This is a genomic window from Bacteroides faecis MAJ27 (assembly GCF_900106755.1).
Taxonomy (GTDB): domain Bacteria; phylum Bacteroidota; class Bacteroidia; order Bacteroidales; family Bacteroidaceae; genus Bacteroides; species Bacteroides faecis.
Genome location: NZ_FNNN01000002.1, coordinates 211,587 through 236,816 on the forward strand (window position 1 = coordinate 211,587; position 25,230 = coordinate 236,816).

The window sequence follows — 25,230 nt, forward strand, 5'->3', positions numbered from 1 at the left end:
AAATTATGAAACACGCATTTGACCGTTTTATTCATTATTTACAGAAAAACTACTTTAGCTATTGGGTTGTATTGGGAATCGATACATTCATAGCTTTACTGTGTACTTGGGTGTCATTTATTGGCATTCATTATATTACGGAAACTTCCAAAGAAATAGTTTCGCTTTTCCATATCTTGGCGGTTTCAGTTATATCGAGTGTTTTGGGGGCTACTCTATTTCATACTTATCGTAATACGATCCGTTTTTCCCAGTTGAAGGAATTATGGAGGTTGGCGGGAAGTGTGCTCATAAAGGCTGTCTGCATAGCCATTGTCATTTGGTTTCTTCTGCCACAGACGGGATTACATAACAGTCAGAAAATAATTTTTGTACTGTTTGACGCTATGCTTACTTTTATTGTTATGGTTGGGTTTCGTATACAGTTGATTATTGTTTATGAATTCTTGCTGAATGTACTGAATAAAAAGAATATGCGTATTCTGATTTATGGTATTGATGATAAGAGTGTGGCATTGAAAGTCCGGTTACTGAACAGTTCTCATTATAAAGTTGTAGGCTTTTGTATTTACGGAACAGGTAATTCTATTCGGCGTGTGGCTGATCTTCCTGTTTATTCTTTTAAAGATGAAGATTGTTTCAATAAACTGATTCATAAGAAATGTATCGGAGGCATCTTGTTTGCCCGCTATGAGAATACCCGTGAAGAGGAAGGACGTTTGCTTCAGTATTGTAAAAGAAACGGGTTGAAAACACTGATAGCTCCGAGTATTAGTGAGGCTGACGAAAACGGAAGTTTCCACCAGTGGGTACGTCCTATCAAGATTGAGGATTTGCTGGGTCGCTCAGAAATTCATATTAATATGGAGGAGGTGATGACAGAGTTTTGTGGCAAGGTTGTGTTGGTGACAGGAGCTGCCGGTAGTATTGGTAGCGAGCTTTGCCGGCAATTGGCTCAGATGAATATCAAGAAACTGATCATGTTTGACTCTGCCGAGTCACCTCTGCATAATGTCCGTCTGGAATTTGAGAAGAATTATCCCGGTCTTGATTTTGTTCCTGTCATTGGAGATGTCCGCGTGAAAGAGCGTCTTCGTATGGTGTTCGATATCTATCACCCTCAGGTAATCTTCCATGCTGCTGCTTATAAGCATGTTCCGTTAATGGAGGAAAATCCCTGTGAAGCTGTGCTGGTCAATGTGGTCGGTTCGCGTCAGGTTGCTGATATGGCTGTAGAATACGGAGCTGAGAAAATGATCATGGTTTCTACCGATAAGGCGGTGAATCCGACCAATGTAATGGGATGCTCGAAACGTCTGGCAGAAATCTATGTACAGAGTCTGGGATGTGCTATTCGTGAGGGAAAAGTGAAAGGTCATACCAAATTTATCACTACCCGCTTTGGAAATGTCTTGGGTAGTAACGGCTCTGTAATTCCCCGTTTTAAGGAACAAATCGAGAATGGTGGTCCTGTCACAGTGACTCATCCCGATATCATCCGTTTCTTTATGACTATTCCCGAAGCTTGTCGGCTGGTAATGGAGGCCGCTACTATGGGTGAGGGTAATGAGATTTTTGTCTTTGAGATGGGCAAGGCTGTGAAGATTGTTGACTTGGCTACCCGTATGATCGAACTGGCCGGTTATCGTCCGGGTGAAGATATTGAAATAAAGTTTACGGGATTACGTCCGGGTGAGAAACTTTATGAGGAAGTCCTGAGTGATAAGGAGAATACGATTCCTACTGAAAATAAGAAAATTATGATAGCTAAGGTACGTCATTATGAATATGCTGATATTCTTGACACTTATGCGGAGTTTGAGAAGTTGTCGCGTACAGTAAAGATCATGGATACAGTGAGGTTGATGAAGAAAGTGGTACCGGAGTTTAAATCCAAGAATTCACCTCGGTTTGAGGTTCTAGATAAATAATCAGAATAATCTATAACACTAACATAAATCAACAATGGATATGAAAGATTTAAAGATTGCTGTTGCAGGTACCGGCTATGTTGGTCTTAGCATAGCAACGCTTTTGTCGCAACATCATCAGGTGACGGCAGTCGATGTGATTCCTGAGAAAGTAGATATGCTTAACCGTAAACAATCGCCTATTCAGGATGAGTATATAGAGAAATATTTGTCCGAAAAGGCATTGAACCTAACCGCTACGCTTGACGGTGCCAAAGCCTACAGTGATGCTGATTTTGTGGTTATAGCAGCTCCTACTAACTATGATCCGGTGAAGAACTATTTTGACACTCATCATATAGAGGATGTCATAGATCTGGTTTTAAGTGTCAATCCTGATGCTGTGATGGTAATCAAGTCTACTATTCCAGTAGGATATTGTCGTGGACTTTATTTGAAGTATGCCCGAAAGGGAGTCAAGAAGCTTAACTTGCTTTTTTCTCCTGAGTTTCTTCGTGAGAGTATGGCCCTTTATGATAACTTGTATCCAAGTCGTATTATTGTCGGTTATCCAAATTTGATTGATAGCGAGCAGTTCGACGAGGAAAACGAAGCGATTAAGTCTATTGCGGATATTCCTGGCCTGGAGAAGGCTGCGCATACTTTTGCTGCATTGCTTCAGGAAGGTGCAATCAAGGAAGATATTCCTATTCTTTTTATGGGTATCAAGGAGGCAGAGGCTGTTAAATTGTTTGCGAATACCTATCTCGCTTTGCGTGTCAGTTATTTTAATGAATTGGATACTTATGCGGAGATGAAAGGTCTGGATTCTCAGTCAATCATACAGGGTGTTGGTCTAGATCCTCGTATTGGTACGCACTATAATAATCCTAGTTTTGGTTATGGTGGTTATTGTTTACCGAAAGATACGAAACAACTCTTGGCTAACTATCAGGATGTACCTCAAAACATGATGAGTGCTATTGTAGAAAGTAACCGTACAAGAAAAGATTTTATAGCAGATCAGGTTCTGGCTAAGGCTGGTTGTTACACTGCGTCCAGTCAATGGGATGTCCACAAAGAACAAAATATAGTGATCGGGGTATATCGTCTGACCATGAAGTCCAATTCTGATAATTTTCGTCAAAGTGCCATTCAGGGAATTATGAAGCGTATCAAGGCGAAAGGTGCAGAGGTTATTATTTACGAGCCAACCCTTGCTGATGGTGAAAGATTCTTTGGCTCATTGGTGGTTAATGACCTTGCAAAGTTCAAAGCATTGTCTAATGCTATCATTGCAAATCGTTTTGATGATTGTCTTATAGATGTAGAATACAAGGTATATACACGAGACATTTTTCGTCGTGATTAACGGTAAACAGAGAGCATGTACAGGTAGCTAAATGATCAAATACTCCATGTATTCCACAAAATAATATATTCAAAAGATAACTTATTAAATGCTAGATACGTCAGCAAATAACAAACGAATAGCGAAGAACACCCTGATGCTTTATTTTAGGATGGTTCTACTACTTGTAATCAGCCTTTATACCAGTAGAGTTATCCTGCGAGAGCTTGGAGTAGATGATTATGGTGTATACAATGTAGTAGGTGGCATTATTGTAATCCTCTCATTTCTTAATCAAGCAATGGCATCTGGAACTCAACGATTCTTAAATGTTGAGATGGGCAAAAATAATCAGAAAGCAGTTAACAAGGTTTTTGCAACAAGTCAACAAATCCATTTTGGAGTGTCCTTTTGCATGTTTATTATTGCAGAAACGGTAGGGCTTTGGTTCTTGAATAATTATATGAACATTCCAGAAGGTAGATTAGGAGCTGCTAATTGGGTATATCAATTTTCGATCATATCTGCAATCTTCGGAGTATTTACTGTTCCATATAACGCCACAATCATATCGCATGAAAAAATGTCGGCATTTGCATACATTAGCATTGTTGAAGCGGTACTGAAATTGCTTGTTGCCTTTGCCATCATTTGGGCTCCATATGACAAACTGATTATTTATGCAGCATTGATTATGCTAGTAAGTATGATTAACTGCGTGGTGTACGTAAATTACGGCATTAAGAATTTTGAAGAATGCAGGCATTTTACTCTTAAACGCAACAAATTGATGATGAAGCAGATGCTATCTTTCTCAGGATGGACAGTATTTGGAAATCTTGGTTATATTTTGCATACGCAAGGAATAGCAATTGTAGTCAATATGTTTTTTACTGTTGCTGTCAATGCTGCACAAGGTATCGCAAATCAAGTCAATGGTATTGTAACTCAATTTGCAAGCAATTTCCTTGTAGCACTGAATCCACAGGTTGTAAAGACATATGCAGCGGGCGAGTATATTCAAATGCATAATTTGATAATTAGAGGCTGTAAGATGGCTTTTTGCTTGATGGCATTCTTTGTTATCCCGCTTGTTCTTGAGGCTCCTACGGTATTACAGGTATGGTTAGGGATTGTTCCTGATTATGCTATTATTTTCATGCGTCTTGTATTATTTATTTCTTTGATAAATTCATTTAGTAGCCTGTTGGCAGTATCAAAAGGCGCTACTGGCAACATCAAGAACTACCAGATAACACTTACACTTATCGGAGCTTTACACATACCGTTTGCTTGGATTGCATTCGAACTTGGAGGAGGTCCAGAGTACTCAATGTATGTGTATCTTGCAATTGTTATTGTGCTTCAATCATTACGGATATGGTTCGTTTGTCGTAGTGTAAATCTTAATATCATTCGCTACGTAAGAGAAGTGTTGGTTAGGTGTATTATTGTTCTTGTTATATCATCTGCGATACCTATCATGATGCATATTTTGCTTATCCCATCAATTCTTACGACTTTGGCAGTGGGATCTGTTAGTGTGATAGGAGTAGTAATATCAACCTTGTTTTTTGGTATGACAACTCAAGAACGAAACGCAATAATGAAGCCTATTCTATTGAAAATCAAAAAATAAGTAATATACTATGTACGTTAATGACAAAATGGTACTTCAGCTTGTTGCTTTGCTGAAGAAGTTTGGGATTAAGAAGGTTGTAGTTTCTCCAGGAAGCCGTCATAATAAGCTAATAAATACGTTACAAGCCGATGGTTCGTTTAAGTTGTACTTAGTAGTCGATGAACGAAGTGCAGCATTTTTCGCTTTAGGCTTAATTCAGGAGTGTGGTGATCCTGTGGCCGTTACCTGTTCTTCTGGTACTGCTTGCATGAATTATGGAAGTGCGATTGTAGAGGCATTTTACCAGCGTCTTCCTTTGCTTGTACTATCGAGTGATCGTGTTCCTGAGTTACTCAACCAATGTGAGGATCAGATGTATGATCAGGCTAGTACTTTCATTGGTTGTACGAAATATCATTGTCAACTTCCTGTTATTGATACTCCAAGAGATGAATGGTATTGCAACCGCCTTATCAATGAGGCATTGATTGAACTGACTCATCACGGAAGAGGTCCAGTTCATATCAATATTCCATTTGCCGCCCATCATGGAACTGCATATGATGTTGAATCTCTCCCTGATGTCCGCAAGATAACACTCCATCAACTACCAATGAAGTCAGTCGACTGGAAGTCTGTATCTTCACGACTCAAAGGCAAGAAGGTGATGATCATCTGGGGACAAGCTGTTGTTCCACTCAAGGATGTAGAGGCTTCAGAGAATGTATTTGCAGAGAAATATGATGCAGCGGTTTTGACTGATAAAATGTCCAACTGCCATGCTAATAATGCTATTATCAACACAACGATTACAATGAGCATTATGAAAGAGCAACAAGCTCCTGCATTGCAGCCCGATGTAGTCATTTCTGTAGGTGCAAATTATATTTTTAACAACGAGATTAAATCTTATCTTAAAAATGGACATGCTGAGCATTGGCAAGTAGGAATGGAAGATAAGGTGTGTGATCCGTTCCATACTTTGACGGATATATTTGAGATGCCTGAAGCTTGTTTCTTTGAAATGCTTGTTGAGAATTGTGAGAGCAAAACTAAAGGTTCATATTTTGCCGAATGGAAGGCAATTGCGGATATTCCTACACTTCCAGACATGCAGTATTGCGAACTTTATGCTATAACCAAACTGATGAGTCAGTTACCCGCTAGTTGTGATCTCCAACTTGCCAATAGCCAGACTATTCGCATGGCACACTATATTCCTATAAAGGATAGTATTCGTGTCAATTGCAATCGTGGTGTTAACGGTATTGATGGTAGCATGTCAACAGCCGTAGGTTTTGGTGCTGATAGTGACAAACCTTTGTTTTATATCACAGGCGAGTTGTCTTTCTTTTATGACATGAATAGCCTTTGTATTCGTCATCTGTCTAAGAAAACTCGAATCCTTCTTATCAATAATCAAGGCGGTGCCGTTATGTATGATAGACCAAGAGGAACTGCAACTGCAGACCTTCCAATCTATCTTGCAGCTGGAGAAAACAAGATCGCTAAGGGCTGGGCAGAATCTCTTGGCTTTAAGTATTTGACTGCTACAAATAAAGAGGAAGTAGATGCTGGAGTAAAGGTTCTGCTTGATGGTAGTATTGATATGCCTGTATTATTGGAGGTTTTCACCAATCTTTCTGAAGATAGATACTGCATCAGCGATTATGTGAAAAGTCAGGATCAACGTTCTTTCAGTGAGAAAGTTAGTGGAAAATTAAGTAGAATATTCAAAAAGTAGCTTATGAATATAACCAAGAGAATTCGTAACAGAATCAACCTTCGCGGGCGGATTGGCAAATTTCTTCGTTCGCGTTATTCTTCTTTTCAAGTAACTCGTCCATATATAATCAAGGTTGATGAGCATACTGAACTAGATGGTAAGGTTGCTGTTATCACTGGTGGATCAGGAGCAATTGGGCGTGCGTGTGCTTTCCGTTTGGCAGCTGAGGGCGCAAAGGTATATGTGTGTGGTTCACGTCCTACAAGTGCACAGCCTGTAGTTGATGAGATTATTGCTGCTGGGAAAAAAGCTGTTGCTATTCAGTTGAATGTCCTTGATGCAATATCTATCGAAGAGACTTTCAAGAATATTGCAAATGAAAATGAAGGCCATATTGATATTCTGGTGAATTCTGCAGGAGGAAGTGCTAGAGGTAAAGCCAATAATGTTGTGGAACAGGATGTGGATGTGTTTGATGAGATACTTAACATCAACCTTCGTGGAGCTATGATATGCGCGAAAGAGGCTGCAAATTTTATGATAGCTAACAAATATGGTCGAATAATCAACATTACCTCCGTTATTGGACTTCAAGGAAAAGCAGGTTTCAGTGAGTATGCTGCTAGTAAAGGCGGAAGCATAGCTTTCGTCAAATCTCTTGCACAAGAATTGGGACGATATGGCATTACGGTCAATGGTGTTGCTCCAGGTATAGTACAGAGAGGAGAAGTAACAATGGATGCCATGGAACGTCTCGGAAATACAAATTGGATGAGAACATTTGGTAAGCCAGAGGATATTTCTGCTGTAGTAAACTTCCTTTGTAAAGAGGAGGCATCATTTGTAACAGGTCAGAACATAGCCGTTGATGGTGGTAGAAGCCTGGGGTTAAAGGAAAGTTAAAATATGAAAATCGGAATACTAACCCAACCGCTTCATGCTAATTATGGAGGACTGTTGCAAAACTACGCTTTGCAGCAGACGCTTATTCGTGCAGGTCATGAGGTTGAAACTATAGACTGGGGGGCACCAAAGGGTTTGCATGAAAGACTTTATAGAATGAAGGTACAGTTCCTATCAACTTGGTTTCCTGAAAAGAATCCAATTGCAAGATATCAACCCTCAAAGAAAGAACTGTCTGTGATATGGCGAAACACCAATCATTTTATTGATACTTATATTACCCATACAAAGCCAGTACATTCTTATCGTGAATTTCTGTTTTGTGCACAAAAGGGAAAGTATGATGCGTATGTCGTGGGTAGTGATCAGTGCTGGCGACCATGCTACAACTCATTTCTTAGTTCTATGTTTTTAGACTTTACAGAAAGAAAGAATGTAAAGCGTTTGTCGTACGCTGCAAGTTTCGGAACAGATAAATGGGAGTTCACTCCACAGCAGACAGATGTATGTGCCACTCTTCTACAGAAGTTTGATCTTGTTACTGTTAGAGAGGATTCTGGTGTGTCACTTTGTAATGAGCATCTTGGTGTAATGGCTATTCATGTTCTTGATCCAACGATGCTTCTTAGGAAGGAAGACTACATTAGTTTGATTAATGTAGAAAAAGAACCAAAATCTTCCGGAACTCTTTTTAATTATATCCTTGATCCTGATCCAAAGAAAACATCATACATCCTGAAAGTTGCAGAAGCGAAAGGTCTGAAGCCTTTTCAAGTTTTGCCTAAATGTCAGGCAGAAAACCGTACTCGTAAGGATGTTAAGACTCGTATTGAAGATTGTGTATTTCCTGGTGTTACAACTTGGCTTCGTGCGTTTATGGATGCAGATATGGTTATAGTAGATAGCTTTCATGGAATGGTGTTCTCAATCATTTTCAATAAGCCTTTTTGGGTAATTGGTAATGCCAATAGAGGAATGAGCCGTTTCACATCGTTACTTAAGGTATTTCACCTTGAAGATCGTCTTCTGGATATGGAGCATCTTGATGGTGTGGATTTTTCAAAACCTATCAATTGGATAGGTGTGAATACTATACTTGAAGAAAAGCGAAATGAATGTAAGACATTGTTGTTGAATCAACTGAAATAATATGCCAAAAGTAAGTATAATCATCCCTGTCTATGGAGTCGAAAAATATATAGAGCGATGCTCTCGAAGCCTCTTTGAGCAGACGCTTGATGACTTAGAATATTTATTTATTGACGATTGTACACCAGACAAATCTATTGATGTTCTAAAAAACATACTTGAAGAATATCCAAATCGCAAAAATCAGGTCGTTATTCATCGTATGGATCAAAATTCTGGTCAAGCTATTGTTCGTAGATGGGGGATGCTCAATGCTACAGGCAAGTATGTTACTCATTGTGACTCGGATGATTGGATAGATGTGAGGATGTATGAGGCAATGTATAATAAGGCGATAACTAATAATGCTGATGTTGTAGTATGTGATTATGAAATAACTGATGGCAATAAAGAATGCAAACGAGTCAATGCGTGCCATGCAAATTCTCCAAGACAACTTGTAGAGAACTGTCTATTGCAAATAGATCCATGGTCTCTTTGCAATAAAATGTTTAGCAGAATGTCTTATTATAATATTGAATTTCCCCAAGGTGCATTGGGAGAAGATATGGTAATTTGTATTCAGTCTTTATTCAATTGTAAGACTCTATCTTACATCGATTGCCCATTCTACAAGTACTACTTCAATCCAACATCCATTACAAAGACATTAAACAGAGAATCTTGTATAATTAGGTCAAAGCAATTGATTGATAATTCTGAAATATTACTCAGAGTGATTGATAATCACAAAAATGAAGGAGAGTATGATGTAGGAAAAATTATCTTTCAGGATTTTGTTAGATCGGTGTTATATCCTCTAATTCATGAAAAGGAGTATTACAATCTGTGGCGTAACCTATTTGGAGGAATCAACATTAAAGTATTGCTTTCGAAACACGTTAGTTTATCAAAAAAGATAAGAGTTATTTTGGCTACAATGCACCTTTATCCGAGAAAGAAAGGTCGTGTGAAATAATAAGCAACATTAACGAATTATGAAAATACGAGGAAGGAATATTAAAATCACAGTTTTTTTTTATTTGGCTTTATATTATGGAATAGCCTATTGGTTACCAGGTAGTTATAATGTAATACTTGGGGGGTAAGTAGAAAGATTCGATACTTCTTATGCCGTCACATCTTTAAGTATTGTGGTAAGAATGTGAATATTGAAAGGAAAGCAAATTTCGGGTGCGGTCTTGATATAGAATTAGGTGACGAGTCTGCTTTGGGTATAAATTGCACGATTCCTAGTAAAACGATAATTGGTAGGTATGTTATGATGGGACCAAATTGTTTTATTTTACAAGACAACCATGTTTTTATAAGGACAGACATCCCTATGTGTCATCAAGGTCACACGCCAATACTTCCTACTGTTGTCGAAGATGATGTATGGATAGGACGAGATGTACTGATAACACCAGGACGCACAATCAAGCGTGGTAGTATAGTAGCAGCAGGATGTGTATTATGCAAAAATTTTCCAGAGTATTCAGTCATTGGTGGCAATCCGTCGAAGTTGATTCGGTCTAGAATAATTAATCAAAAATGAAATCGTTAAGGGATTTTATAATAATTGCAAGTCTCTTTTTTGCAGCCGCTGTTTCGGTTAATTCTGATGCTTTAAATACAGTAGCATTATATATTGCGATTCCATTAGCTTTTTTATTAAGTTACATCCGCTCAGGCAAGGTTGCTCCAAACAAATATGAAGCAATCTTGATAGTAATTTATGTTTGGGATTGTTTTTCTGCATTATGGGCTGATTACCCTGCCTCTGCAAGTAGAGAGCTGCATAGAATACTTGGTGCCTTTTTGTTGACTTACATAATGGCATCAAATGGAAAATACTTTCAGGTACGTAAGTATCTTTATTTAACGTTCTTCGTATTGTATTTAGGGGCTTGGTATTATTCGTATAATAACGCATTGGTTGTTATGGAAATGTCAAGTGATGCAGACCGTTTGAACGATGCTAAGCTCAATGCGAACACTATGGCGTATTATACATTTTATGCAACGATGGCGGCTTTTTTGTTGTCTGATATGGTTCAGTCAATTAATTATAGGAAACTATTTAAGATTCTTTTTCTTGCAATGATTCCTATAAGTTTTTTTGTCGCTATCGTGACTGCATCAAGGCAGGTCTTAATAATTCAAATTCCTTTAATCTGTTTTTTAATATATGAGAGATATTTCAAAGAATCATCCTCTCGTACTAGAATGTTATTCCTGTTGTGCGCTGTTGTTGCTACAGTTGCTATTCTTCCTATGGCGTTGGATATCTATGATAATAGTTACTTGGCAATAAGATCCCAAAAAGAGTTAAAGGAAGATTCTAGATGGTATCTCATGTGGGATGCAATAGAAGTCGGATTTAATTATTTCCCTTTCGGTGTTGGAGCTGGTAATTACATTGATTATTCTATTAATAAACACTTTTCACATTGTTCTTATGCGGAGTTATTTGCAAACAATGGAATAGTCGGCTTGTTTCTATATTGTTATTTACTATACTATTTTATCAAGCAGCAGTGGATAAGATTTCGCTCAACATTAGATCGTAAATTTATAGTTTTCCTCGTTTTTGGAGTAATATTTGCATTTGATCAATTATTTTATGTATTCTATATTGATTTGTGGCTGATTGCATTTTTCATACTTGTTGCGACACATTCAGATGCATATTATAATAGCTTGGTTTTAAATCAACTTGAATATGATAACAAGTAAGCAAGAACTTAAATATTATCTTGAATGTGATAAAAAAGCATTAGGTATCAACTATAAGCGTCCTCGTATGTTTACGGACGAAATATGGAGATATCAGAGAAGTCTTCGTTGGCTAGAGTATTATACAAATGTAGGTGGAAGAAAGAATTTTATAATGAAAGTGATAGAAAAGTTACGTTTTCATAATTTGTCTATGAAATTAGGATTTTCAATTCCTATTAATACATTTGGACCAGGGTTGGCAATAGTTCATTATGGTACTATAGTAGTTGCAAAAGGTGCAACAATTGGTGCAAATTGCAGAATTCATGAAGGTGTAACCATTGGCGCAACAAATGGATCTTCAAGGGCTGCTACGATTGGTGACAATGTGTTTATTGGGAGTGGTGCAAAGATCATTGGTGATGTAACAATTTCGTCTAATGTTGCAGTTGCTGCCAATGCAGTGGTAGTCAATGATATTATTTGTGAAAACGGCTGTACTGTTGGAGGCGTTCCAGCTAAGATTATCAGCTCTAATAATTCTAGTCAAAATATTTATTTTTTGCGAAATGAAAATACTTCAGATACACCATTCCTTGGCCGGAGGGGGCGTTGAGTCAATGGTCTGCGGATTGGCAAACGAGATGATAAAGACCGAAGATGTTACAGTCTGTAGTATCTTTGAACCTAAACCAACAGATGTGTTTTGGTATAAACTCGATCCCAGAATAAAGAAAATCACTTTGGGGAAAAGTAAAGAAGGGTTTTCCTTAAAAGAGTTATTCTTGATTCTTTCTACAATACGAAATAACAAATATAATGTTGTTCATGTACATAGTAAATTCTACTACTATGCATTATCTGTGTTGTTCTTACATCGGAAAACAAAGTTTTTTTATACTGTTCATTCTGATGCAAAAATGGAAAATTTAGGATGGGATGAAAAGTTCTTTCCATGGAAAAAGTATTGTTTCAGAAAAGCACATATTCATCCTGTGACAATTTCAAATACTTCACAAAAGTCATTCGACGATCTGTATAATTGCCATAATGATTTAGTATATAACGGAGTGCCACGCCCCGTAATATCCAGTGAGAATCCAGTTGCTGAGTTTCGGCTTACAGACAAAACTAAGTTGTTCATACATGCAGGAAGAATAGATACGCCAAAGAATCAACTTGTATTGTGTAAGGTATTTAATCGACTTATCCAGGAAGGGCACGATATTGTTCTGCTAATTGCGGGATCTAAGCAAAAGAAGGAAATTTTTACCTCCTTAGAACCCTACCTCTGCGATAGGATTAAGTATCTTGGGGAAAGAAATGATATACCTCAAATTATGGCTCATTGTGATGCTATGTGTCTTCCTTCTATTTGGGAAGGTCTGCCTGTGACATTGCTCGAAGCTTTATCTGTAGGGTGCATACCAATATGTTCAAATGTTGGTGGCATTCCAGATGTGATTGAGTCGGGGATGAATGGCTTTTTATCAAAATCTTCATCAGAGTATGATTATTATAATACGATGTGTGAATATTTATCAAAATCAGAGAATGAATATGAGCAGATAAGACGAAATTGTAAACGCTCTTTCGAGAACTACGACATAGTAAATACCACAAAATCTTATCTAGCTTTATATAAAGCCTATTAGCTTATGCGATACTATATTGAAGACCTCTCGGGCAGAGTAGAGAGATATGATGAAGCTTTGGTTAGTGCGATACAACAATTGGTTTCAAGGGAATCAGTTAAAATGCTAAGACCAGGTAAAGGGCTTTTGTCATTGGTTCCAAGGAAATATAAGAACTCGGAGAATGTTTTCAAGAGGTTTACTAAGGCTGCAGAAGGTCTTCTGAATTATGTTTATACTTTGGTAATGGTTGCCTGTAAAAAGCCAGAAGTTCTTCATCTTCAATGGCTTCCATTTATGGAAGTTAATGGATGGGAAATCCCCATTCTGAAATGTTTCAAGAAACTATCGCGCAAAACACAACTTGTATTGACAATCCACAATGTCTATCCACATAATATGAGTGCGGAGGACAAAAAAGCATATAATTCAAGGTTTCGTGAGGCTTGTTTGCAGATAGATGCTTTTATCGTTCATACGAAGATTAGCAAGGAGGATGTGGTTCGAGAATTTGGATTAAATCCCAACACTGTCTGTGTCTGCTGCCATGGTGTATTTGAACCGGAGGGTGTAACAATGAGTTTTGGAAATAGAAAAGACGGGAAGTTACATATTCTTCAATTCGGTGGTCAATCTTACTACAAAGGAACAGATGTTTTGGTTGATGCGGTTTGTGGCCTTGATGAGGAACGAAAGGCAAAGATAGAAACTCGTATTGTAGGTGGTATCAGTCAAAGTTTATTGGAAGAGTTTAAAACTAAAGACAAAGATTCAATAATCAAGTGGAAGGCTTATTTCTTGGATGATGAAGAACTTCATCAGGAAATCAATGATTCGGACATTGTTGTGCTTCCATATCGTGCCATTTCACAGAGTGGAGTTCTTCTGTTATCAATCAATTTTGGCAAGTTGATAATCTGCTCCGATCTTCCATCGTTTATGGAGACGATGAGAGGTGAGGATGGTAATGAATTGGACGGTTGTTTATTCTTCAAAAATGAGGATTCTGTCTCGTTAAGGGATTTGTTAGTCCGTTACATAGATCAAACTATTGATGAGAATGCTATACGGGAAAGAGTTCAACATCTGAAGAAACTCTATTCTTGGAAAAGTGCGGCTAAAGCTACCCTAAATGTATATCAGAAAATTACGACTATATGCAATTAGTACTATTATCCGGTGGCTCAGGCAAGCGTCTGTGCCCGCTTTCAAACAATGTAAGAAGTAAACAGTTTCTTCCTCTTCTTGAGAAAGAAGACGGAACAATAGAATCGATGGTGCAGAGGGTAGTGCGTCAAGCAAAGGCTGCAGGACTGACTAACGCCATCACTCTTGCTACCAATACAAGCCAACTTGATATTATCACTAACCAATTGGGCGATACCGTTTCGGTAGTCACCGAACCAGAGTGCCGAGATACCTTTCCTGCTATCGCTCTTGCAGCAAGTTACTTGCATTTTGCAAAGTGTTGTGCAGACGATGAAGTTATTGTCATCATGCCTTGTGATCCCTATACTGAAGCTGATTATTTCGAGACTATCGGTAAGATGGTCGAGTGCGTGAAGCGGGATGTCGCAGAACTCGTACTCATGGGGATTACACCTACTTATCCTTCTGAGAAGTATGGATATGTGATGCCCATTGCTAGTGATAACGAGTATAAGATGGTTTCATATTTTACTGAGAAACCAACTGTAGAGCGTGCCAAAGAGCTCCTTGCCGAAAACGCATACTGGAACGGAGGAGTATTCGCATTCCGCTTGGGCTACATGATGAACATCGTGAAGAAGTACATTGCATTAAATTCATTTGAAGATACTCGTAATCGTTATTCTGAGTTACCAAAGATCTCCTTCGATTATGAAGTAGCAGAAAAAGCAGAATCAGTTGCCGTTGTTCCTTTTGCAGGAGAATGGAAAGATCTTGGCACATGGAATACCCTTACCAATGAGCTCCACAAATCTGTTTTTGGCAATGCTGTAATGGGTGCTCATTGTGAGAACACTTATGTCATCAATGAGTTCCAGAATCCTATCTATGTGAATGGCTTGAAGGATGTGCTTGTGGCAGCTTGTCCAGATGGTATACTTGTGTGTAGCAAAACGCATTTAGAGGAGATAAAGAAAGCTGTAGAGAATCTCATCTCTCGTCCAATGTGTGGAGAGCGTCGTTGGGGAATATATCGTGTGCTTGATGACTCCACTTACGAAGGCGGTCAGCACTCGTTCACTAAGAGTATTACTCTCAACTCAGGCAAGAACATTTCCTACCGATTCATCACTACCGTTCAGAGGTTTGGACTTTCGTACAAGGCAAAGGTATTTTTGTCCTTGATGGCGTAGAACAGAAAGTGAAAGCTGGAGATACAGTCGTTATCCCTGTAGAGCACCTCCATGCTATCACAGCTATCACTCCTCTTGTCTTCATTGAAGTTCAGAGTGGTAATCCACTCGTAGAGGAGGATATTGAGAGGTTTGAGTGGAATTGGAGTGAATAAATATGAAAGGGCTTATAATACTTCTCTTTTCAATTATCCCTATTACTCTAAAGGCTAATACTATATCGCCTCTTGAGTTTGGGTTGTCAGACGCTCAATCTGACGTGGACCGTTATCTTGTACTTCTCAAAACTCATCAAGAGGCATTGAAAACTGGTTCGAATGTTGACTACTTCGGCATTGGGGAATTACACATAGAGCTACCACAAGGAGCAAAGCCTATTCCGCTATGTAAGGAGACTGACTTCAAGGGACTGAAACTGTATGTGACCAACCGCACGAAGAATCTGTATATGTTTACTCGTGTGAAGGGACAGAAGAAGATGGACATCACAAAGGAAGAGTTTTATTCTGGTGCTTATCTGAAAAGGGATGAATTTCGAAGCGGATCATGTTTGCTGATTATAGAGGATGGCACTCCATGGGTGGAGAACCGTTTGGGATATTCGTATGGTGCTATAAGAAAGGATGTGATCCTGATTGTGGATGGAAGGGCGAAAAACGGTCCGGTGGCGTCTTATAATACAGAAGTATCTCAACCAAAGTTCAAATACTGCAAAGTGGAGAAGAATGGAGGTTATATTAGTAATCTCGATTTCTATCGTACGGAAGAGAGTACGTTCAAGACTTATCCTTTGCAGGTGAGTGGTCAGAATGCTTATGCGATAGAGAACGTAAGTGTCCATACGCCTGAAGCGGACCAGTATGGTGATGCTGCAATTTCTATTAGCGATTGTACCAATACGAAACTTAACGGCATAGGTATTTGGGGAGCTTATTCTTTAACGAACAAATACGGCTATGGTATTTCGCTAAACAATGTATGGAACACCATGGTAGAGAATATGCTGTCGGAAACAAAGTGGGGAGTATTTGGAACAAACAATGTGAACCTTTGTACACTTCGTAACTGCCAAATTAACCGCTTTGATATTCATTGCTATGGACGTGACATCTTGATGGAAAACTGCTATTTTAAAGGTCTCTACAATCAGTATTCATCAGTGTTCGGTACTATTTCGCATAAACGTTGTGTGTTTGAAGATCAAAGACCTTGTTTGATAGAATCATCGTATAATGCTTATACTGGATTTGATATCAGCTTTGAGGATTGCATTTTCAAGATGACTCCTACGAAGAACGAACTGGTGTATCTGATGAAGATGCCAACAGACATCAACTCTCGTCCAGAACTCAAGGAGAAGTGCTTGCCGAATGTAAAGGTTTGCAACTGCTCGTTTGAGTTTTCCGATGACATGAAAGAGTGGTATGTGTATCGTGTTGGAAACAAGACTCTTGATGAAACTATTGGGTATGTGACATCAATTGATATTCGAGACACTAAGCTTTCAAAGGGCGTGAAGTGTCAGATCTCAAACATAGATATTAAGACTAAGAAGGGTGTGAAGTATCGCATCAAACGATGGAAGACACCCAAAGGACTTAACTATAAGAATGAAATGGTGAAGAACTTAATAAAGAACTGAATATTATATGGAAAATAAGCATCATGAGACGTTATTGAGCCGTTTGTATTGTTTGGTTTGCAGGTAAATACTTGTATCCAATGTATTACTATTGCTGCTCTCCCTCGGTAATCATGATAAAACTAGCCTGCAAATGGTTTTCTGCAGTGGTAATACCTATTATTCCTTTTTCTAACCTGCGAATACAATGTTACCGTTGGTGTGGATATAAGATTGGTAAGAATACTTTCATTGGAATGCGTTGCTATTTGGATGATATGTGTTACAACCTGATAGAGATAGGCAACAATGTGACTATCTCGTATGGTGCGTGCCATGCTCGCAAGCAAGGACACAATAAGATAGTAATTAAGGATGGGGCATACATCGAAATTGTGAGAAGGCTGTGGTAGGCGCAATGTTTTTGGTGAACAAGTTTGTAGCGGCAGGAGCTACGGTAGTAGGAGTGCCGACTAGACCGTTGGAGAAGAATGTTTAACAATTTGCATCCGTACGCACAAGTGTAGCATTCTGTGATTACTTGATGGTACTCTCAAGCTACACTTGTCACTGTGGATATTGATGACTATTGTATATGTTGTTGAGAAGGATACAAGGATTTTCATCAAGTCAATTAGAGTGTTGGACAATCCTATCTATAACGGTGATTTCTCGAACGATATCTAGCAGTATTTTTCGAAAAAGTAGTCGAATGCAATTTGAATAGGTGGTATCTTGATTGCTTATGCAGTAGGTGGAAGAAAGATAATTGGAGCCTATAAGGTGACGAGTAAATCTCAGTATGATTAAGGCAATAAATGTTGGAAATGGTATGTGGAGACAGAGGTGTTCACTCCTCTTTTGGCAAATGAAGAATGGGTGAAGGTGGGAATGTATGTGATTGGTGTTGCCGATCAATAAGCGGAGACTCGCAACAAGCCTGTTTCTCATATTGGTGTAATGAACTTCAATGCACTGAACTCATGGTGGGATAGAGTTCAGTTGAATGACGAGTACGGTAAGTATTTACTGGATATGATAATGAGGAAAAAATAGAAATTAAAAAAATAACCAAATTGCGAGATAACAGGTTAACAAAATATGCAAGACTACGGATTAGTATCGATAATTACTCCCAACTGGAATTGTGCGAATTTGATTTTAGAAACAATAAGAAGTGTCAAAGCGCAAACATACCCAAATTGGGAGATTATCATAGTTGACGACTGTTCGACTGATAACTCAAATAAGGTAGTTGAATCTTATATGGCTGAAGATGGACGTATCCGATTCCTTAAAAATGACAAGAATTTTGGAGCTGCTTTGAGCAGAAACTACGCCCTTAGAGAGGCGAAAGGACGCTGGATTGCGTTTCTGGACTCGGATGACCTTTGGGAGCCCAAGAAGTTGGAGAAGCAGCTCAGGTTTATGGTGGAGAACGGATATAAGTTTTCATATACTGCTTATCAGGAGATGGATAATGATGGGCGGGAAACTGGTGTGGTGATCCGTGGCCCGAAGCATGTGTCGAAGCTCGGGATGTTTGCGTTTTGTTGGCCAGGGTGCCTAACGGTAATGTACGATCGTGAGGTGGTGGGCTTGATACAGATTGCTGACATCAAGAAGAATAACGATTATACTATGTGGTTGAAGATATGTCAAAAGGCAGATTGCTATCTTCTTGATGAGGTATTAGCAAAATATCGTCGAGGTCGGGTAGGGAGCATCTCAACGCATGGATATAGCACTATGGTAAAATGGCACTACAAATTATGGCACAAAGCAATGGGTAAAAATTTTCTTGCTTCTTTGTTTTGGACCTGCACGAATCTTGTATGTGGCGTTTACAAAAAGTTGTTCTACGTAAAGAAGATTTCTAAATAAGTGATATTTGATGACAAAAAATAACCAGTTATTCTATTTTCTCATTCGTTTTGATAGGAGTTTGTGATCAATTGATTGATAGTTCTTCAAAAGAAGAATGGTAAACATTATACGACCTATCAGAAAAGCAAGTGCTTACAGGAAATGTTCTCAAGGTGTTCAAGTATCTTTACCCGCTATCAAGACCAGAAAAATCTATCTATAAAATTGAAAATGTGGTGGTTGGAAATTGTTGTATAGAAACTATTGAAGATATAAATATTCACATATTATATGATACTTAAATGGATTTTTGATCGAGTGGTAGCACTTTTCGGTCTCTTGTGTTTATGGCCAGTACTTTTGGTCGTTGTCATCATGGTAAAGGTAAAGATGCCAGGAGGTCCTGTATTCTTCGTACAAAAGCGTGTAGGCAAGGATGGCAAGTTGTTCCTTTGTCATAAATTCCGTACGATGACCGTGAATCATAATGGTTCAACTGTATCTGTTGCAGGGGACTCTCGTATAACTCTCTTTGGCGCTACTCTCCGTCATTACAAGTTGGATGAGCTTCCTGGACTGTGGGATGTATTGATTGGGAATATGTCTTTTGTGGGACCTCGTCCAGATGTTCCGGGGTATGCTGACAGGTTGGAGGGTGATGAACGTGATGTATTGAAATTGCGTCCGGGGATTACAGGCCCTGCCACGCTAAAGTATCGCCTGGAAGATGAAATGATTGCTGAATACGTGGTAAAGAGACAAGCAGAGGGTGACACACGATCAATGCAAGAGATTGCCACAGAATATAATGATAATGTAATTTATCCTGATAAGGTACGTTTGAACTGCTACTACTATCGTCACTACTCTTTCTATAAAGATATAGAAATGATATTTGCGACGGTACTGGGCTTTAAGGTAAGGTTTGCGGGAGAGGAGGTATAAGTAATTTGCGCCAACATACTATAACCATAGAAACAGAATTGGGATGAAACTCATTTATTGCTATATAGAAAATTTTCGGAATATTCACAATCAGGAAGTGTTGTTGTCTGATAAGTTCCAATGTCAGTACAAGGATGGCAAAATGCAGATAGAGCAGTTGGAAGAAAATTCCATAGCAAATTATGTCTATGAGAATGACTTTATGCGTAATCTCAGAATTCTTGTTGGCAAAACAGGTTCAGGAAAGACCAATTTCCTACAGATGATAGGAATGGACTCATGGAGACGCATGGATTCTGCAAAGAGCGATGCCTATTTATGCTATATAAAATGGATGCTCCCAACGAGTTCTTTATAGAATTGGTAGGTATTTCTATACCTGATTTAGAAAAGCTCTGTGCGTCCAAGCGAACTTATTACCGCACTTCAGAGGAAGTCTATAAAATAGTCTATAATTTTGACAGTCATCGAGTAATAGATGTAAGGTTTGTAAATTATGATGATACCGAAAATACATATATCATCAATGCTTTTGATAGAAATGCCTTCGCAAATTGCCCGTACGAAGATGAAAGGCAAGAAGGTATTGTCAGTCATGACAGTTTTGTAGGCCGGATAATAACCCAATTCGGGAATGCGAGTGTTTCTATGGAATGTGATTATTTGAAGGAGTGTCTTGGTAGAATGCCACAAAATAGCCTAAAGAGAAATGCCGCCCTTGTCATTTGATGGAATAACTGGCAGAACAGACATGAGTTTGACTTGGATGAACGTCTGATAAAACGAGAATATTGGACATATAAAGAAAAGGCGGAGAAACAAAGAGAACATAATTCCAAGTATGGGAAGCCCTATGATCCCCCTATAGAATATCCCAAGGACTCCACACCCAAAAGTAGATTCCTCCATGATCTGATGACAGACTTTGCCATATATTTGAGAAAGTGCACAGAGTGTGTGGATGAAAATTATCCAGAAAAATATATTGATTGGGCTGGATATGTAGCAGATTTGGGCATTGATAATCCTAGAGTTCTTCCAGATGGAAAGAACATGTCTATTTTGAAGAGAATTGATTGGCTCTGTCAATATATTGATTATCATACAGATGAGATGTGTGCTAATCGAGGATTGCTTTGGCAGATTGGCGATGACATTAAAGATTTGTTCCATCTGTTGAATAAGATGGATGATAAATACTTTACCGATGAGGAGTTTTCCATACCAGTAATGGATATAGATATGTCAGAGGGGGCAGCAATGCGGGATGTGTTTGAACGTATGGAGTAGTACAGACCTGACCGGATAGGTATATTTACGAAAAGTTTGCTGCCCTATCATTGGACATGCGTAAGTTCTGGTGAGTACCAGTACGCCAAGGTCTGGGGCATATTAGAAGGATATGGTGTAAGGGCCAAGGTGTTGAAGGAAGGTGAAATATTTTCAGAAGCAGTGCAACCCAATTTTATATTGTTGCTTGATGAACCGGAGAACTATATGTACCCAGAGATGTGCAGGACTTTTATTCACAACTTGAATGAACTTTTGAAACAACGCTTTTTCGGATCGGAGTTTCAAGTTATACTCAGTACACATTCACCTTTTATGCTTTCAGACGTGCTTGCTAACCAAATAATCAAGATGGATTATGATGATAGGGGAATGTGTGTCATCGCTAATGCAGAAAAACCAAGTTTTGCTGCAAATATTCACAGCATTATGGCTGACTGTTTTTTCTTGAAATATACGATAGGGGAACAGGCTAGACTATGCCTTACGGAAAAATTAGGACTCTTTAAAGATATGTGACACGTCGGGAACGTTTGTCGGAAACAGACAGGGAAGAAGTCGCCCAAATGAAAAAACTGCTGCCCAATATCGGTGACGAGCTTATTCGTCATAGTATTGTTTCTATCATAGAAAAATTGCAATGATATGGTAAGGTTGTCATTTCCCAATGTGGAAGAATTAAAGCGGATGCATTATGAGGCGGTCAAAAGCTATGTCAGTGAGACCATGCATGCAAAAAAACGTAAGGGCTTTTATTACAAAGTAATTGAATTGGCGGGATTTGAAGCATATGAAAGGGATTATGATGAAGAAGGGGATACATACGATTGGCTGAAACATTTTTTGTTGGCAGATTGTGAAACTCTTGTCTCTTGGGTGGAGTATCATGCTGACAAGTTGAAATTCGATTATATGAAACGTTTGTATCTCAACCGGTTTTCCAAAAGTCCGGTTGATTATGTCGATAAAGAGGCGACATATAATGCCTATACTCTCTTTAAGAAAATGAACATTAGGGTATGTCCCTATTGTGAGCATGAATTTTTGGATGTGGTCTCTGTAAATCATGGCATGCAAACAAAGAGAACTGTAGAATTTGATCACTTCTATCCAAAAGGAGATGAAGATTATCCAGGATTAGCGATGTGTTTTTACAACTTGATACCAAGTTGCAAGCCATGTAATCAACTAAAAATGACAAATCCTGTTGCAGCCAATCCATATAACCCGGATATTGAGAACTTGACGAATCTTTGCCCAGATATTCCAGTTGGGATAAACATAGATGATTTGTCTGAAGCAGACTGTAAGATAAAGATTAATCCGATTGGATCTATGATTGTAAATGAAAGCACACTTGCCTTGGAACAGAGATATGACAGCCAAACATCTGTAGCTTACCAATTATTGAAATGTAAACAGGATTTCGATGATGATAAATTATTAGAATTAGAGCGATTGGGCATTGGAACGGTTAGTGAACTGAAGAGAGAGATTTTTGGAAAACCAAGGGATGAGGCCAGAGGCTTTGAACTGCATACCAAGATGAAATACGATTTGATAGGATATTAACGAATAATTAATATATAAAATTATGGTTGAAGAAAGAAATACTATCTACCTCTGTCTTGCTCACATGAGTGAGGCTGGTTTGGAACAAAAATATGTAAAGGAAGCATTCGATACCAATTGGGTGGTTCCGATGGGCCCTAATGTGAATGCCTTCGAGCAGTCCCTGTCAGATTTTGCCAATACCAATTCTGATGGAAGTAAGTTGGATCATAGGGTGGTTTGCCTGAGTGCCGGTACTGCTGCGGTGCACCTTGCTCTGATAGCCTGTGGCGTAAAATCGGGAGATGAGGTATGTGTACAGAGTTTCACCTTCTGTGCATCATCCCATCCTATCACTTATCTTGGTGCCAGGCCAGTGTTCATCGACTCGGAATGTGAAACATGGAACATGGATCCGGAACTCTTGGAGAAGGCGATTCTTGACCGTAAGGAGAAGACCGGCAAATATCCGAAAGCAATTATCCCAGTAGCTCTTTACGGTATGCCATATGATTGCGAAAAAATTATGGCAATTGCCAATAAATACAATATCCCAGTCATTGAGGATGCAGCCGAAGGCATGGGCTCTCGCTTCAACGGCCGGGTTCTCGGTACCTTTGGACGCTTTGGTGTCCTTTCATTTAATGGCAATAAGATGATTACTACTTCTGGTGGTGGTGCTCTCATCTGCCAGAACGGGGAAGATGCCAACAACGTGATGTGGCATGCAACTCAGGCCCGTGATGCTTATCCCTACTACCAGCATACAGAGATTGGTTACAACTACCGTATGTCAAACGTATGTGCAGGTATCGGACGTGGTCAGATGACTGTTCTGGATGCACATATCGCTCATCATAAACATGTTCAGGCACTTTATGAGGAATTGTTGGAGGATGTTTCTGAAGTACATATTCACAAACAGCCGTCGGATTCCCGTTACGATGCGAACTTCTGGCTCTGTGCCGCAACTCTTGATCCGGAGGTCAAGATCCAGGGTCAGGAGAATGCCTATAAGGAAGCCATCAAGACAGCTGTAGGTGGTGCAGCCGGTGTCATCAAGGCAGTTGATTGTGCTACCACTGACTGTCAGCCGAATGATAACGTGGAGGCTCTTCGTGTTTTTATGCTAAATAAGAAGGTTGAGTGCCGTCCTGTATGGAAGCCGATGCACAAGCAGCCTGTTTATGCTGATGCAGTAGCCTATATCAATGGTGTATCAGAAGAAATCTTCAAGGTTGGTTTTTGTCTGCCAGCAGGACCATATGTCACTGATGATGACGTACACTATATCGTAGATTGCATAAAAGAGGCTATTGTCAGGTGATGATAGAAAAATTCAAGAAAATAGCGGGAGGAATGTGCCGGTTGTGTACATTCTTTTTCTGCCTCAGAAAACGGATAATACGAGGTATGACCATTAACAGTGAATGAATGGCAGGAAAGAATGATCAGAACTTTATCGCCTTCTGTGACGAGTTAAGGGCGTATGTCCTAGAAAATCGTCACTTCCCGAACAAGCATACCCGTCTTTTGAACAAGATAAAATTTGTCCGCTGTAAGATCAATCAGGGTACGCTTGAAGAGTGGAAACTGAAGATGTTCCTTGACATAGCGGAGATGCGGGATATGGAGGGGCATACCGGAGGGTGAAAGAAGAAGGTACAGGAGGAAGAGTAAAGGTGCTTTGCCCGCTGTTTATCCAATTACGATATAAAAGAAAAATACCTTACCCGAGAAATTCAATCATATACCGTAATGACCGTGTTAAATGGGGTACCTGGTCTTGCGGAGAATTGTATAACCCCAGCAAGTAAAGAAATCTATGAAACGATTGAAAGAATTATTCTATTGTGCATTGTTGACATTAATGTTTACCGGCTGCCAGTCCTACAAAAAAGTACCTTACCTTCAGGATGCCGAAGTTGTATTGTATAATACCCAGGATGCGGAGCTTTATGATGCCAAGATCATGCCTAAGGACCTGCTTACGATCGTGGTGTCGTGTACGAGTCCCGAACTGGCCGCCCCCTTTAATCTGACGGTAGCCACACAGAGCAATGTCAGTGTAAGCACTACCACCATCCAGCCTGTATTGCAACAGTACTTGGTTGATAACGACGGTAATATTAATTTTCCCGTATTAGGTGAACTTCATGTTGGTGGTCTGACCAAGAAGGCAACCGAACAAATGATCGTTGAAAAACTGAAACCTTATATTACGGAAACTCCTATTGTAACGGTCCGTATGGTAAATTATAAGATTTCTGTGATTGGAGAGGTAGCCCGTCCCGGTACATTTACTATTTCCAATGAAAAAGTGAACATCTTGGAAGCTTTGGCTATGGCAGGTGATATGACTGTATATGGTCTGCGTGATGATGTAAAACTAATACGGGAGAATGCCAATGGCAAGCAGGAAATAATACCATTGGATCTGAATAAAGCTGAAACAATCCTTTCCCCTTATTACTATCTGCAGCAGAATGATATCATATACGTTACTCCGAATAAGGCGAAAGCACGAAACTCAGATATCGGAACTAGTACAAGCTTATGGTTTTCTGCTACTTCTATCCTTGTTTCTATTGCCAGCTTGTTGTTTAACATCTTGAAATAAA

25 protein-coding genes are annotated in these 25,230 nt (G+C 39.1%); all 25 read left to right on the plus strand.

Features of this window, described 5'->3' with window-relative positions; all coding sequences use genetic code 11:
- The first annotated feature begins 5 nt into the window (after positions 1-5).
- The 25 genes from BLW31_RS02785 to BLW31_RS02900 all read left to right on the plus strand — a co-directional run bounded on the left by BLW31_RS02785 (position 6) and on the right by BLW31_RS02900 (position 25,229).
- On the plus strand, positions 6-1,931 hold the full coding sequence (locus BLW31_RS02785) for a polysaccharide biosynthesis protein (protein WP_010539243.1): 1,926 nt from the start codon (positions 6-8) through the stop codon (positions 1,929-1,931).
- A 34-nt stretch (positions 1,932-1,965) separates the two neighbouring features.
- Positions 1,966-3,282 (plus strand): UDP binding domain-containing protein, encoded by a 1,317-nt coding sequence (locus tag BLW31_RS02790; protein ID WP_010539242.1) that lies wholly within the window; start codon positions 1,966-1,968, stop codon positions 3,280-3,282.
- A gap of 88 nt (positions 3,283-3,370) precedes the next feature.
- Positions 3,371-4,900 carry an MATE family efflux transporter gene (locus BLW31_RS02795; protein ID WP_010539241.1) on the plus strand — a complete coding sequence of 510 codons (1,530 nt, stop codon included), beginning with the start codon at positions 3,371-3,373 and terminating at the stop codon, positions 4,898-4,900.
- A gap of 10 nt (positions 4,901-4,910) precedes the next feature.
- Positions 4,911-6,626, plus strand: a complete 1,716-nt coding sequence (gene menD / locus BLW31_RS02800) for a 2-succinyl-5-enolpyruvyl-6-hydroxy-3-cyclohexene-1-carboxylic-acid synthase (protein WP_010539240.1) — start codon at positions 4,911-4,913, stop codon at positions 6,624-6,626.
- Between the two features lie 3 nt (positions 6,627-6,629).
- A complete protein-coding gene (locus BLW31_RS02805) occupies positions 6,630-7,511 on the plus strand; it encodes an SDR family NAD(P)-dependent oxidoreductase (protein ID WP_010539239.1) in 882 nt (293 codons plus the stop codon).
- A gap of 3 nt (positions 7,512-7,514) precedes the next feature.
- Complete coding sequence (locus BLW31_RS02810; protein ID WP_010539238.1) at positions 7,515-8,660, plus strand: polysaccharide pyruvyl transferase family protein; 1,146 nt, start codon at positions 7,515-7,517, stop codon at positions 8,658-8,660.
- A gap of 1 nt (position 8,661) precedes the next feature.
- Positions 8,662-9,618 (plus strand): glycosyltransferase family 2 protein, encoded by a 957-nt coding sequence (locus BLW31_RS02815; RefSeq protein WP_010539237.1) that lies wholly within the window; start codon positions 8,662-8,664, stop codon positions 9,616-9,618.
- 575 nt (positions 9,619-10,193) lie between these two features.
- Entirely contained in the window at positions 10,194-11,378 is a 1,185-nt protein-coding gene (locus tag BLW31_RS02825; RefSeq protein WP_010539235.1) for an O-antigen ligase family protein, read from the plus strand.
- Complete coding sequence (locus BLW31_RS02830; RefSeq protein ID WP_010539234.1) at positions 11,365-11,976, plus strand: serine O-acetyltransferase; 612 nt, start codon at positions 11,365-11,367, stop codon at positions 11,974-11,976. The genes BLW31_RS02825 and BLW31_RS02830 overlap by 14 nt, the downstream gene beginning before the upstream one ends.
- Before the next feature lie 28 nt (positions 11,977-12,004).
- Complete coding sequence (locus BLW31_RS02835; protein WP_171033283.1) at positions 12,005-13,015, plus strand: glycosyltransferase family 4 protein; 1,011 nt, start codon at positions 12,005-12,007, stop codon at positions 13,013-13,015.
- Positions 13,016-13,018: 3 nt separating this feature from the next.
- Positions 13,019-14,161 (plus strand): glycosyltransferase, encoded by a 1,143-nt coding sequence (locus BLW31_RS02840; RefSeq protein WP_010539232.1) that lies wholly within the window; start codon positions 13,019-13,021, stop codon positions 14,159-14,161.
- A complete protein-coding gene (locus BLW31_RS02845) occupies positions 14,152-15,336 on the plus strand; it encodes a sugar phosphate nucleotidyltransferase (protein WP_227034457.1) in 1,185 nt (394 codons plus the stop codon). Before BLW31_RS02840 ends, BLW31_RS02845 begins: the two co-directional genes overlap by 10 nt.
- Positions 15,267-15,491, plus strand: coding sequence for a cupin domain-containing protein (locus tag BLW31_RS24655; RefSeq protein ID WP_227034474.1), 225 nt, complete (start codon positions 15,267-15,269; stop codon positions 15,489-15,491). The genes BLW31_RS02845 and BLW31_RS24655 overlap by 70 nt, the downstream gene beginning before the upstream one ends.
- A 2-nt stretch (positions 15,492-15,493) precedes the next feature.
- A complete protein-coding gene (locus BLW31_RS02850; protein WP_010539231.1) occupies positions 15,494-16,978 on the plus strand; it encodes a hypothetical protein in 1,485 nt (494 codons plus the stop codon).
- A gap of 146 nt (positions 16,979-17,124) precedes the next feature.
- On the plus strand, positions 17,125-17,370 hold the full coding sequence (locus BLW31_RS23725) for an LbetaH domain-containing protein (protein WP_227034459.1): 246 nt from the start codon (positions 17,125-17,127) through the stop codon (positions 17,368-17,370).
- A gap of 688 nt (positions 17,371-18,058) precedes the next feature.
- Complete coding sequence (locus tag BLW31_RS02855; RefSeq protein ID WP_010539229.1) at positions 18,059-18,841, plus strand: glycosyltransferase family 2 protein; 783 nt, start codon at positions 18,059-18,061, stop codon at positions 18,839-18,841.
- Positions 18,842-19,114: 273 nt separating this feature from the next.
- A complete protein-coding gene (locus BLW31_RS02860) occupies positions 19,115-19,768 on the plus strand; it encodes a sugar transferase (protein ID WP_010539228.1) in 654 nt (217 codons plus the stop codon).
- A 43-nt stretch (positions 19,769-19,811) separates the two neighbouring features.
- Positions 19,812-20,126, plus strand: a complete 315-nt coding sequence (locus tag BLW31_RS02865) for a hypothetical protein (RefSeq protein WP_010539227.1) — start codon at positions 19,812-19,814, stop codon at positions 20,124-20,126.
- Positions 20,099-20,497: a hypothetical protein gene (locus BLW31_RS02870; RefSeq protein ID WP_029425695.1), complete on the plus strand. Its 399-nt coding sequence runs from the start codon at positions 20,099-20,101 to the stop codon at positions 20,495-20,497. Before BLW31_RS02865 ends, BLW31_RS02870 begins: the two co-directional genes overlap by 28 nt.
- A gap of 33 nt (positions 20,498-20,530) precedes the next feature.
- On the plus strand, positions 20,531-21,058 hold the full coding sequence (locus tag BLW31_RS02875) for a hypothetical protein (RefSeq protein WP_010539225.1): 528 nt from the start codon (positions 20,531-20,533) through the stop codon (positions 21,056-21,058).
- A 132-nt stretch (positions 21,059-21,190) separates the two neighbouring features.
- The gene (locus tag BLW31_RS02880; protein ID WP_181989001.1) at positions 21,191-21,577 is read left to right on the plus strand and encodes an AAA family ATPase; all 387 of its coding nucleotides are present in this window, start codon (positions 21,191-21,193) and stop codon (positions 21,575-21,577) included.
- A 126-nt stretch (positions 21,578-21,703) separates the two neighbouring features.
- Positions 21,704-22,630, plus strand: a complete 927-nt coding sequence (locus BLW31_RS02885) for a hypothetical protein (RefSeq protein ID WP_010539223.1) — start codon at positions 21,704-21,706, stop codon at positions 22,628-22,630.
- A gap of 22 nt (positions 22,631-22,652) precedes the next feature.
- Positions 22,653-23,936: a DegT/DnrJ/EryC1/StrS family aminotransferase gene (locus BLW31_RS02890; RefSeq protein ID WP_010539222.1), complete on the plus strand. Its 1,284-nt coding sequence runs from the start codon at positions 22,653-22,655 to the stop codon at positions 23,934-23,936.
- A 107-nt stretch (positions 23,937-24,043) separates the two neighbouring features.
- Positions 24,044-24,262 carry a hypothetical protein gene (locus tag BLW31_RS02895; protein WP_010539221.1) on the plus strand — a complete coding sequence of 73 codons (219 nt, stop codon included), beginning with the start codon at positions 24,044-24,046 and terminating at the stop codon, positions 24,260-24,262.
- Positions 24,263-24,434: 172 nt separating this feature from the next.
- Positions 24,435-25,229: a polysaccharide biosynthesis/export family protein gene (locus BLW31_RS02900; RefSeq protein WP_010539220.1), complete on the plus strand. Its 795-nt coding sequence runs from the start codon at positions 24,435-24,437 to the stop codon at positions 25,227-25,229.
- Position 25,230 lies beyond the last annotated feature (1 nt).